9 protein-coding genes, 15 tRNA genes and 1 rRNA gene are annotated in these 10,201 nt (G+C 44.5%); 4 read left to right on the top strand and 21 right to left on the bottom strand.

All coding sequences use genetic code 11. The features are described from left to right. Positions 1 to 54: 54 nt before the first annotated feature. Positions 55 to 546 (bottom strand): prolyl-tRNA synthetase associated domain-containing protein, encoded by a 492-nt coding sequence (locus BFJ94_RS23660; RefSeq protein WP_120464823.1) that lies wholly within the window; start codon positions 544 to 546, stop codon positions 55 to 57. A 222-nt stretch (positions 547 to 768) separates the two neighbouring features. Further along, the gene (locus tag BFJ94_RS23655; RefSeq protein WP_120464822.1) at positions 769 to 1,161 is read right to left on the bottom strand and encodes an iron chaperone; all 393 of its coding nucleotides are present in this window, start codon (positions 1,159 to 1,161) and stop codon (positions 769 to 771) included. A gap of 270 nt (positions 1,162 to 1,431) precedes the next feature. Between BFJ94_RS23655 and BFJ94_RS23650 the strand changes: the two genes are divergently transcribed. Next, positions 1,432 to 1,929 carry a MarR family winged helix-turn-helix transcriptional regulator gene (locus BFJ94_RS23650; protein ID WP_068782700.1) on the top strand — a complete coding sequence of 166 codons (498 nt, stop codon included), beginning with the start codon at positions 1,432 to 1,434 and terminating at the stop codon, positions 1,927 to 1,929. Between the two features lie 47 nt (positions 1,930 to 1,976). Continuing rightward, positions 1,977 to 2,411, top strand: a complete 435-nt coding sequence (locus BFJ94_RS23645) for a flavodoxin domain-containing protein (RefSeq protein WP_120464821.1) — start codon at positions 1,977 to 1,979, stop codon at positions 2,409 to 2,411. 178 nt (positions 2,412 to 2,589) lie between these two features. Here BFJ94_RS23645 and BFJ94_RS23640 read toward each other — a convergent pair whose 3' ends face one another. The 3 genes from BFJ94_RS23640 to xynA form a co-directional block, all read right to left on the bottom strand. Next, positions 2,590 to 3,564 carry an aldo/keto reductase gene (locus BFJ94_RS23640; RefSeq protein WP_120464820.1) on the bottom strand — a complete coding sequence of 325 codons (975 nt, stop codon included), beginning with the start codon at positions 3,562 to 3,564 and terminating at the stop codon, positions 2,590 to 2,592. Positions 3,565 to 3,889: 325 nt separating this feature from the next. Continuing rightward, the gene (locus BFJ94_RS23635; RefSeq protein WP_120464819.1) at positions 3,890 to 4,741 is read right to left on the bottom strand and encodes a formylglycine-generating enzyme family protein; all 852 of its coding nucleotides are present in this window, start codon (positions 4,739 to 4,741) and stop codon (positions 3,890 to 3,892) included. 191 nt (positions 4,742 to 4,932) lie between these two features. Continuing rightward, positions 4,933 to 5,568 carry an endo-1,4-beta-xylanase XynA gene (xynA, locus tag BFJ94_RS23630; RefSeq protein WP_068782704.1) on the bottom strand — a complete coding sequence of 212 codons (636 nt, stop codon included), beginning with the start codon at positions 5,566 to 5,568 and terminating at the stop codon, positions 4,933 to 4,935. 407 nt (positions 5,569 to 5,975) lie between these two features. Here xynA and BFJ94_RS23625 point away from each other — a divergent pair, with 407 nt between their 5' ends. Together BFJ94_RS23625 and BFJ94_RS23620 are read left to right on the top strand one after the other, a co-directional pair. Continuing rightward, the gene (locus tag BFJ94_RS23625; RefSeq protein ID WP_120464818.1) at positions 5,976 to 6,311 is read left to right on the top strand and encodes an ArsR/SmtB family transcription factor; all 336 of its coding nucleotides are present in this window, start codon (positions 5,976 to 5,978) and stop codon (positions 6,309 to 6,311) included. Between the two features lie 17 nt (positions 6,312 to 6,328). Next, complete coding sequence (locus BFJ94_RS23620) at positions 6,329 to 7,285, top strand: cation diffusion facilitator family transporter (RefSeq protein ID WP_120464817.1); 957 nt, start codon at positions 6,329 to 6,331, stop codon at positions 7,283 to 7,285. Positions 7,286 to 8,189: 904 nt separating this feature from the next. On the opposite strand, the gene BFJ94_RS23615 is transcribed toward BFJ94_RS23620, so the two are convergent. The 16 genes from BFJ94_RS23615 to rrf all read right to left on the bottom strand — a co-directional run bounded on the left by BFJ94_RS23615 (position 8,190) and on the right by rrf (position 9,809). Continuing rightward, a tRNA-Gly gene (locus BFJ94_RS23615) sits at positions 8,190 to 8,260 on the bottom strand. Positions 8,261 to 8,267: 7 nt separating this feature from the next. Further along, a tRNA-Pro gene (locus BFJ94_RS23610) sits at positions 8,268 to 8,344 on the bottom strand. A 26-nt stretch (positions 8,345 to 8,370) separates the two neighbouring features. Beyond that, positions 8,371 to 8,447 (bottom strand) — tRNA-Arg (locus BFJ94_RS23605). A gap of 3 nt (positions 8,448 to 8,450) precedes the next feature. Continuing rightward, a tRNA-Gly gene (locus BFJ94_RS23600) sits at positions 8,451 to 8,525 on the bottom strand. A gap of 6 nt (positions 8,526 to 8,531) precedes the next feature. Further along, positions 8,532 to 8,615, bottom strand: a tRNA-Leu gene (locus BFJ94_RS23595). Between the two features lie 30 nt (positions 8,616 to 8,645). Continuing rightward, a tRNA-Lys gene (locus BFJ94_RS23590) sits at positions 8,646 to 8,721 on the bottom strand. 6 nt (positions 8,722 to 8,727) lie between these two features. Next, positions 8,728 to 8,802, bottom strand: a tRNA-Gln gene (locus tag BFJ94_RS23585). 20 nt (positions 8,803 to 8,822) lie between these two features. Next, positions 8,823 to 8,898, bottom strand: a tRNA-His gene (locus tag BFJ94_RS23580). A gap of 40 nt (positions 8,899 to 8,938) precedes the next feature. Then, positions 8,939 to 9,012 (bottom strand) — tRNA-Met (locus tag BFJ94_RS23575). A 14-nt stretch (positions 9,013 to 9,026) separates the two neighbouring features. Further along, positions 9,027 to 9,102 (bottom strand) — tRNA-Val (locus BFJ94_RS23570). A gap of 5 nt (positions 9,103 to 9,107) precedes the next feature. Further along, positions 9,108 to 9,182: transfer RNA gene (locus tag BFJ94_RS23565), tRNA-Glu, on the bottom strand. A gap of 30 nt (positions 9,183 to 9,212) precedes the next feature. Continuing rightward, a tRNA-Ser gene (locus BFJ94_RS23560) sits at positions 9,213 to 9,304 on the bottom strand. Positions 9,305 to 9,376: 72 nt separating this feature from the next. After that, positions 9,377 to 9,449: transfer RNA gene (locus tag BFJ94_RS23555), tRNA-Asn, on the bottom strand. Positions 9,450 to 9,453: 4 nt separating this feature from the next. Further along, positions 9,454 to 9,529 (bottom strand) — tRNA-Ala (locus BFJ94_RS23550). Between the two features lie 14 nt (positions 9,530 to 9,543). Further along, positions 9,544 to 9,617 (bottom strand) — tRNA-Ile (locus BFJ94_RS23545). A gap of 75 nt (positions 9,618 to 9,692) precedes the next feature. Continuing rightward, a 5S ribosomal RNA gene (gene rrf / locus BFJ94_RS23540) occupies positions 9,693 to 9,809 on the bottom strand. Between the last annotated feature and the right edge of the window lie 392 nt (positions 9,810 to 10,201).

The following is a 10,201-nucleotide window of genomic DNA, read 5'->3' as shown; positions in this document are numbered from 1 at the left end:
TCTATTCCTCTGCCTTAAAAAGTCAAAAAAAGACCCGCTAGAGTCTAGCAGGCCCTAGATTTCTATGTAACAAATCTTATTTCCTCGGCTCTTAATGACTGCTTCTAAATCTTGCGGACGAAGCCAGATGGTTGCAGTATTATCATTCCGATGTACTCCAACTTGGTTAAACTGCAAAATATCTTGATCGATTACAACCTCTACTCTACGAGTCTCATCGTTCAAAATCCCTAAGGGGGTAACAGCTCCTTTATTCAGATTCAAGTATCTGTGCAAATCCTCTTCGGAAGCAAAGCTAAGCGGTCGACAGTTTAATCCTTGTCTTAAACTTTTCAGATTAACGGTCTTCTCCTTTTGCAGCACGATGATAAAATATCTCTTCTTCTTGTCATCCCGGATGAACAGATTTTTCGCAATCGCTTCCCTATTGTCTATTGGGAGTTGCTCCATTTCTTCTATTGTATATACGGCTGGATGTTCCACAAACCCATATTCAATTCCCATCCTGTTCAAAATATCAAATACCTGCTGATGTATGGCATTCATTCTAGTTCTCCTCCCTTCTTGGCTATTTTAGCAAAAAAACATTTATGATTATCTCACATTCCTGCCTCTCCGTATATAAGAAGGACTCAATAAACAGGGTTTTTAATTGTTAATTAATTACAATATGTACCCAAAGGCTCTACCTCTCTTACCACGCAAAAAAACCGCCATTCTTACCTGCTTATCGCTAGGGTTAAATGGCAGCCTCGGCCGCGGAGAACATTATTTTTTCTTCTGCTTCGCCTTACGTTCGGCTTTGGCTATATTCTCGTACACTTGGAACTTCACAATCTTGGTGATCAAGTCATAGGGGATTGGCTGGCCGAAAGGGAACTGGATCGTTCCTTTACCCGCTTTATAAGGTGCTAACTCTTGCTCAAATTCATCAATCCCGCTAGGTGCCGGATAGAAGCCAATATGATTCTTGAACGCTGCAAAATGGACTACATTGCCCTGTTGCGCAAATGTCGGCATTTGGTAGCTGATCTTCTCCACAGCTTCAGGTGCCGCTTCACGAATGACCTGGCGGATCTTCTCCAGAATCTCCTGAATGTCCGGTGGAAACGTGGAAATATAATGATCGATTGATTCATAGGTTATCTTGTTCGTGTCCATAGCTGGTCCCTCTCCATCATTTTCTTCCCAATATTATAACATCAATGTTTGTCTAATATGTCCAAGCGCAACTGCTTTGCTATATACCTTATCTATTCACTGCGAGCTACTCGAAACCCCTTGGTCAGGACCAAAGCCATTCGCCTCTAACTTGCCGTGGAAAGCAATCTCAATTATCGCTAAATATTTGACAGCAAAAGCATATTAAAGTATTTTGATAATTAAGTATCTTGATCATCAAGATTTATTAAAATTCAAGGAGGGCTATTTTTGTCAAGCAATATACCTGAACAACCCTCGGAGTTGCAAGAAAACCTGACGATGAGTATGCGCGGATTAGGAAACAGAACGATACTTTACCAGCAAAGTGTAGCTGCTGTCTTAGGTCTCTACAATAATGACTTTCTATCCGTTGATATCCTGCATGAAAAAGGTCCTATCACTGCCGGAGAACTGTCCAGGCTAACCGGACTTACGACAGGCAGCGTTACTTCATTAATCGACCGGCTGGAAAAAAACGGATTTGTGCAAAGACAACCTGACCCCCATGACCGTCGCAAAGTGATTATTGTACCACTATATGAGGATAAAGAAGAAGTTCGTAAGACATACCTTCTGCTCCACGCAGCGATGGTCAAGCTGGCTTCATCGTATTCAGATGAAGAGCTTGAGCTCATTACACAATTCTTGAATAAAGCAAGCGCCGTTTTAGAGGAGCAAATTCATCAGCTTCATTTACAAGCACGCAATAGCTCCTCCTCGCGATAATGTTTTGTTACAAAACACCTAAAAACCAAGGATAAGGGATGAATTAAATGGCTGTACTAGTTATCTATGCTACGAAAACAGGAGCCGCGGCGCAATGCATAAAAGTGCTTGCTGAAGAGATTCCAAACTGTGCAACTTGTAATATTCAAATGGAGAAACCCGCTATCGAGGATTTCGATCGTATCATTTTAGGAGCGGGAGTTCGGGACGGAAAAATATATAAACCGATTCGTGATTTTATCAAAAAAAATCATCAAGAGTTATTGAAAAAAAGAATGGGTTACTTCATTTGTAACGAGAAGCCAAAGGAGACTGAAGAAATAATAGAACGGAATATCCCCGCCGATCTAAAAGAAGCAGCTATCTGCATTGAATCGTTTGGCGGTTATAAGGCTCACGCTGCACCAAAAGAAGGAACGGATCAATTGAAAGGAATTTTCGTAGATCGAATAAAAGCATTTTCCGAAAATTTCATAAGGTAAGTTCCTCAAATAGGAATTAAGCAGGAGGTAACGCTCAGAACTGTTACCTCCTACGTAACCTTATGTGATAATTTGCTTCGCTGGACGAACCCTATTTCACTACAGTCAATGACTTAAAAACACGTCAAGCCCGTTTTCCATATGTATTCGCTAAACTGTGCGGTACCAAATAATTCAATTAATAATGGCCAACGACTTGGTGCGGTACGTAAGGTTCTTCCAAAAACGCAATTTCTTCGGCTGTTAATTTAATGGTTAGAGCCGCTTCCGCATCTTCGAGATGAGAGATTTTTGTTGCCCCAACGATGGGAGCAGTTATCGGTTCTTTATGCAGAAGCCAAGCAAGTGCGATGTGAACGCGACGAACGCCATGTTTCTCTGCGAGACTTACAACCCGATCCACAACTATTTGATCCGCATCCGCTGTTGTATCATATTTTTGTTTTGCAATTTGATCAGTTTCAGCACGGTATGTTGTTATCTCGCGCGCCAGTCTTCCTCCCGCGAGCGGGCTGTAAGGAATCACTCCGATTTTTTCTTCCTTGCAAAGTGGCAGCATCTCCCGTTCCTCTTCACGGTATATGAGGTTTAAATGATTCTGCATGGATACAAATCGTGTCCACCCATTTTTCTCAGCCACATGCAGCGCCTTCAGGAACTGCCAGGCGTACATGGCAGAAGCACCAATGTATCTCGCCTTACCAGCCTTAACAACATCCTGCAGTGCCTCCATCGTCTCTTCAATAGGTGTATTGTAATCCCAACGATGAATTTGATACAAATCGACGTAGTCGGTTTTTAATCTCTTAAGACTCTTATCGATTTCGCTCATGATCGCTTTGCGGGAAAGTCCAGCTCCGTTTGGCCCTTGATGCATGCGGTTATAAACCTTGGTTGCTAGAACAATCTCATCTCGATTGGCATAATCCTTTAGAGCCCCTCCAATAATTTCCTCACTTGTCCCGTCGGCATATACATTCGCTGTATCAAAAAAATTGATTCCACTATCTAAAGCTTTTTTGATTATTGGGCGAGCTTGCTCCTCACGAAGCACCCAACGATGGTGCCCCTTATCTGCATCACCGAAGCCCATACAACCAAGACAGATCCGAGATACATCCAATCCAGTATTTCCAAGCTTCGTATAGTCCATTTAATGGATCCCCCTTATTATTTCCTAACGTATTTCGAAAAGGCGGTTTCACCTTTTATTGATTGTTTAATCTACTCCTAATTTTAAACAGAAACAAGTTGCTTACAATAGCCAAATCGACCTGATGTGTGAATTAAAAATGTTACGCTTTCTGCCATGGAGGAGCTTTAAAGATATGCCATACCTGAAGTCCCATTCCACAGCCCCCACGACCGCCGCTCCTAAAAATTGGACAAACAGGGATATTGTTAGATAGGAATTGTAATTGAATAAAGCCCCCATCCCCACCAACTTGTCACTGGCGTGAAATGGCGGCCTATCCATTCTACTCACTGCGAGCCACTCGAAACCCTTGGTCAGGGCCAAGGCCATTCGCCTCGAACTTGCCGCGGAAAGCAATCTCATTGTTGCTAACATCACCGATCCAGCCGCCGCCCTTCACCACCCGAAAAGATCCGCTTCTGCTGTCCAGATCTTCCCCATACCAGTTCCAGCACCATTCCCTTACATTGCCTGACATATCGTAGAGCCCTAACTCGTTAGCCTTTTTGGCACCAACAGATTGGGTTTTATTTTTATTATCTTCTATGATTGGCCAGTTCCAGTCCCCTGATAAGTATTTATTTCCGGCATTTCTCCAATACCATGCTACATCATCAGCCTTATCGCTTCCACTGTAGGTGTAGCTCTTGCTCAACTGACCTCCACCAGCAGCATATTCCCATTCGGCTTCGGTCGGCAATCGGTAACCGTTAGCCCCTTCATTCATCGTTACTATCCATTTCATATTATCGTTCTCACTCATATTGTTCGGATCCTGGTTGTTCTGATCGATATTGTAGTATGGCTCCAGGCCCTCTTTGACGCTTCGCTGATTGCAGTACTCAATCGCGTCATACCAGGTTACCATTTCAACCGGCAAATGGTCTCCCTGGAATCCGGATGGATTGTAGCCCATAACCTCGGCCCACTCTTTCTGAGTGACCTCATATTTACCAATGTAGAAATTTGATATGGTTACACTTTTTCCATAGTAGTTGGACTTCGTGTTCGTCATTGCCCCACCTTCTACAAAGACAAGACCGGGATTGGCGTCATTTTTCCCAGACCTCTCTTGTGAGCAAGCGCTGACTACTAATACTAGGGCTACTAGAAGGAAAGTGAATAATTTTCTCATGGATATATCTCCTTTAAATAGATGAAAAAAGTGGTTAAGCTTGGACATTTACAGAAGATAATAAATATATTAAGGCCGCCGGCTTGTGGGCCGGCAGGCCTTTGGCGCTATTCAGCGTTAAGAAAGCTCTAGAACTTTAACTTTGAAGCTACGGCCTGGCATTGTTCATCGACCTGGTTACAGTCGACCTGTTACCACACCGTTACGTTAGAACTGCCGCTACTTTGATATCCTTCTGTAGCCAACACTTGATAAGACCAGCTGCTGCCCAAATTCATTCCATAATTTTTCCATGCATTAACGTGGTTGCTAAACGTAATAGCAACGTTGCTTCCTGTCGCTCTCTTCGACTGACGAACACTCCAGAACTGTTGGAAAGTTTGTGTACCGTCAATGGAAGGAGCATTGTACCGCATGCTTGTATAAACGTCATACGTTCCCCCGTCACTTGATACAGTGCCTTTATACGTTCCAGTAGGGCGGTAAGTTCCCCAGCTATCTACAACGTAATATTCGATAAGCGAGTTTCTTGTCCAACCATAAAGCGTCAAATATCCGTTGCCATTTGGTGCCCAGACGCCAGCGTTGTAGTTGATGGTTCTGGATGGTGATCCCGTACCCCAGCCTTTGCCCACAACAAAGTTGCCGGAGTTTGACCATGTCACACTATAATTGCCGCCAGATCCATTAACCGCATTAACGGTTCCGCCACCATCGGTCCAATTTTGCCAATAGTCTGTTGCTGCACTGGAGGTCACTGCAAACATACTAAAACTCATCGCTGCTACGAGTAATGCCGTCATTATTTTCCTATTAAATTTGAACATAGAATACCTCCTTAATATATTATTGCAACTACGCCCTACCCTACATCCTTCTGTCGGTTTTACTTGCAGTACGTAACTTTTACTGTTTTTTCTTCCTGAAAATTCTATTTTTCACCTCCTTACTTGTAAATTATAGAAATAAAGCGTTTACATAACAACTTATCAAATTAAAGGTTTATCCCTCTTTATTTTAGATATTTGAATAAAAGTAGGATGTAAGAGATGGATTAGTGTAACGAGAATCGAGGAGCCCATGATCATATGATTGATCCTTTGGAGAAACGGCAAGACTGAAATAAATGTGAAACCTGCGGATTGACATTCCGTGCAGAGTATTATAATCTATGTATGACAATATGAGTATATGTTCATATACATCTAATTTTCCTTACAGAGGGGTGTAATAAATGAGTGAAGAGCAGGAATACAAAGAAGCATTTCATGACGGAGCGCAGAATCTGGATGAAGAAACGTTATTTGTCGTTTCACAAACCTTCAAAGCGTTGAGCGACCCAACAAGAATCCGCATTTTGCATTTATTGTGTAAAGGGGAGCATTCCGTCAATGAAATTGCGGAGATACTAAATCTAAGCCAATCGAGCGTTTCCCACCAATTGCGTTTTTTGAAAAACTTAAGATTGGTCAAGTTTAGAAGAGCAGGCACTACCTTGTATTATTCAGAAGATGATGATCACGTTATGAACCTGCTGGGGAAAGCCATTGAGCATGCTGTACATCTATAATGCAGAGGAGACATATAATGGGACACGATCATGGACATGACCATACACATGGTGCAAATAAAAAAGCATTACTGATAAGTTTTATTATTATTACAGGATATATGATCATTGAGGCATTTGGAGGATTTATTACCAACAGCCTTGCGTTATTATCTGATGCAGGCCATATGTTAAGTGACTCCATCTCACTTGGTGTGGCACTATTGGCTTTTACCCTCGGCGGAAAGGTGGCCAACTACAATAAAACATATGGCTACAAACGATTTGAAATATTAGCCGCAGTTCTTAACGGGGTGACGCTCGTATTCATTGCAATCTATATTTTCTATGAAGCGATCCAGCGTTTTCAAAACCCGCCTGAAGTGGCTTCAACCGGCATGTTGATCATCTCTTCAATTGGTTTGCTGGTTAATATTTTTGTAGCATGGTTTATGATGCGCAGTGGGGATGTGGAAGAAAACTTGAATATGCGTGGAGCATATCTGCATGTCATTAGTGATATGCTTGGCTCTGTGGGTGCGATTATTGCCGCGCTGCTGATTATGTTCTTCGGTTGGGGCTGGGCAGATCCACTCGCCAGTGTCATTGTTGCCGCACTCGTATTACGCAGCGGTTATTATGTTATGAAGTCCGGGCTCCATGTCCTGATGGAGGGAACTCCGCAAAATGTAGATATGAACGAAGTGATTCAAACGCTCCAACATGCAAAAGGAATTCAAAGCGTTCATGACCTGCACGTCTGGTCGATTACAAGCGGGTTAAATGCTCTTTCCTGCCATGCAGTTGTAAATGATCAAATGTCCATTGCTGACAGTGAGCGATTGCTCCGTCAAATCGAACATGAGCTTGAACATAAGAACATTCATCATATGACAATTCAATTAGAGACTTCTGCCCATCGTCATGACAATTCGATTCTGTGTACCGTGAAGGCTGAAGCCTCCGGACACCACCACCATGAACATCATCACTAATAAGAATGCCATATGGAATAAACAACAATCCCACCGATCTTCATTGATCTGGGATTTTCCTATGAACGTTTAGGAGTTTGCTCATCAATTACCCGTTCCCTGTCCATGCCCCGAGCAGCAGAAGCTCAAGATCAACATGAGTACGGTATTTATTGCTCCACGTTTCCTGACATGATCATAGCTCTTTTTTATTAATTTTCCGCAATATGGTCAAATGACCAGGTCAAAAAGCCCACTCCGCTCATATCTTGCAATAACTATTTACCTGAAGGAGGTAAACAATTGAGTACGAGCAAAGTTGATACTTCACCGGTGATTATATTAGTGTTATTCATTTTCCTGTACATCATTCTCCAGAGTGGGTACTTCCCTTATCTGGCCTCAACTACTACCAGAGCTGCTGCAAAAGCTGATACCACCTCAGATTATGCTCCCGGGGTTATATGCAATCCCCCAAACTGTGCATACTCTGATTCAGCTGGTACCTATTACTACGGACCCGAATTCCCACATTACCATAGCGAAAATTTGCATACCGGCCAAAATGGCGTATGGGTTCCAACTAGCTAAAACCGAAAGAACACCGAACGAATGATGTCGGTGTTCTTCTTTTTCCGCCCCCTGCAGGGAAATAAAAAGCACCTTGATAAGGGGCTCGATCAAACATTAGATTGGGGAAGCTTAGCTGCTAATCTATTGAATGTATCCCCGATCTGCTTGCTAATGACGTATTATTGATTCCAAACTTATTTCAGAGTACAGCGATACTCGAGGAGAACTTTGATCAACAAACCAGAAATTCGCCCCACAATACGCCCCCTACGAGAAAGTAGTTTGGGCTTTATCGAATTTTATGGAAACAAAAAACCCTTGAAATAAGGGTTTCGAGTCTTAAAAGGTACAAAGCGGGTGATGGGAATCGAACCCACGCTACCAGCTTGGAAGGCTGGAGTTCTACCATTGAACTACACCCGCAAAATGATGGTCGGGATGACACGATTCGAACATGCGACCCCCTGGTCCCAAACCAGGTGCTCTACCAAGCTGAGCTACATCCCGTTAAACATGATGTTATTGAATTGAAATGGCGCGCCCTAAGAGATTCGAACTCCTGACCTTTTGATTCGTAGTCAAACGCTCTATCCAGCTGAGCTAAGGGCGCAAATGGAGCGGACGACGGGAATCGAACCCGCGACCCTCGCCTTGGCAAGGCGATGCTCTACCGCTGAGCCACGTCCGCAAAGTATGGTGCGCGTGAAGGGACTTGAACCCCCACGTCGTGAAACGCCAGATCCTAAGTCTGGTGCGTCTGCCATTCCGCCACACGCGCACATACACAATGTATTCTCCTGAAGAATACTGGTGAGCCATGAAGGACTCGAACCTTCGACACCCTGATTAAAAGTCAGGTGCTCTACCAACTGAGCTAATGGCTCATAAAATGGCTGGTGATATAGGATTCGAACCTATGAGTGACGGAGTCAAAGTCCGTTGCCTTACCGCTTGGCTAATCCCCAACAACTACTTTGAGATTAAATGGGGCGATCGATGGGACTTGAACCCACGAGTGCCGGAGCCACAATCCGGTGCGTTAACCCCTTCGCCACGACCGCCATAATGTTGTTCATTGAGTTGTAAAAAACTTGAAGCTAATTGCGGGGGCAGGATTTGAACCTACGACCTTCGGGTTATGAGCCCGACGAGCTACCGGACTGCTCCACCCCGCGTCAATTAGAATATATGGTGGAGGCTAACGGGATCGAACCGCTGACCCTCTGCTTGTAAGGCAGATGCTCTCCCAGCTGAGCTAAGCCTCCATACTTGGTGACCCGTAGGGGATTCGAACCCCTGTTACCTCCGTGAAAGGGAGGTGTCTTAACCCCTTGACCAACGGGCCTTACATTAAATATAACATGCTAGATAATCATGGCGGAGAGAGAGGGATTCGAACCCTCGAGACGCTTGTGACGCCTACACGATTTCCAATCGTGCTCCTTCGGCCAACTCGGACACCTCTCCATGTGTTTAGGGTCCCCAGAAAGCGAATGGATTAAGCTTCAATAGCAAAATCTTCACCTTCTGGGAAAGCAACTCCCCGAACAGGACTCGAACCTGTGACAACTCGATTAACAGTCGAGTGCTCTACCAACTGAGCTATCAGGGAATATTGGTGGAGCCAAGGAGGATCGAACTCCTGACCTCCTGCTTGCAAGGCAGGCGCTCTCCCAGCTGAGCTATGGCCCCATACTGATATAAAATGGGCCCTAGTGGACTCGAACCACCGACCTCACCCTTATCAGGGGTGCGCTCTAACCAACTGAGCTAAGGGCCCTCATTAAAGGAACACGATTCAACGAACTAGTATGTATAAATACACCGGCGAAAAAAAATCCCCCTAAGGGGTTTCGCTTGGCGGCTTCCTACTCTCCCAGGACCCTTCGGTCCAAGTACCATCGGCGCTAGAGGGCTTAACGGTCGTGTTCGGGATGGGTACGTGTGGAACCCCTCCGCCATCGCCACCAAACGTTCAAGGTTAATCCTTGAAAACTGGATACGAAACTCATTTTGCAGATTTAGATGTTTTTTGGATAAGCCCTCGACCGATTAGTACCTGTCAGCTCCATACATTGCTGCACTTCCACCTCAGGCCTATCAACCTCGTCGTCTTCAAGGGGTCTTACTACTTGGGAAATCTCATCTTGAGGGGGGCTTCACGCTTAGATGCTTTCAGCGCTTATCCCTTCCGCACTTAGCTACCCAGCTATGCTCCTGGCGGAACAACTGGTACACCAGCGGTGCGTCCATCCCGGTCCTCTCGTACTAAGGACAGCTCCTCTCAAATTTCCTACGCCCACGACAGATAGGGACCGAACTGTCTCACGACGTTCTGAACCCAGCTCGCGTACCGCTTTAATG

The sequence above is a fragment of the Paenibacillus aceti genome (assembly GCF_003614185.1).
Taxonomy (GTDB): Bacteria; Bacillota; Bacilli; order Paenibacillales; family Paenibacillaceae; genus Fontibacillus; species Fontibacillus aceti.
Note: the sequence above shows the minus strand (reverse complement) of the source record. Positions and strands in the feature narration are given on the sequence as shown.

Coding starts and splice junctions, on each gene's coding strand:
- BFJ94_RS23660 (WP_120464823.1), bottom strand. CDS start 546: ATGAATGCCATACATCAGCAGGTATTTGATATTTTGAACAGGATGGGA.
- BFJ94_RS23655 (WP_120464822.1), bottom strand. CDS start 1,161: ATGGACACGAACAAGATAACCTATGAATCAATCGATCATTATATTTCC.
- BFJ94_RS23645 (WP_120464821.1), top strand. CDS start 1,977: ATGGCTGTACTAGTTATCTATGCTACGAAAACAGGAGCCGCGGCGCAA.
- BFJ94_RS23640 (WP_120464820.1), bottom strand. CDS start 3,564: ATGGACTATACGAAGCTTGGAAATACTGGATTGGATGTATCTCGGATC.
- BFJ94_RS23635 (WP_120464819.1), bottom strand. CDS start 4,741: ATGAGAAAATTATTCACTTTCCTTCTAGTAGCCCTAGTATTAGTAGTC.
- xynA (WP_068782704.1), bottom strand. CDS start 5,568: ATGTTCAAATTTAATAGGAAAATAATGACGGCATTACTCGTAGCAGCG.
- BFJ94_RS23625 (WP_120464818.1), top strand. CDS start 5,976: ATGAGTGAAGAGCAGGAATACAAAGAAGCATTTCATGACGGAGCGCAG.
- BFJ94_RS23620 (WP_120464817.1), top strand. CDS start 6,329: ATGGGACACGATCATGGACATGACCATACACATGGTGCAAATAAAAAA.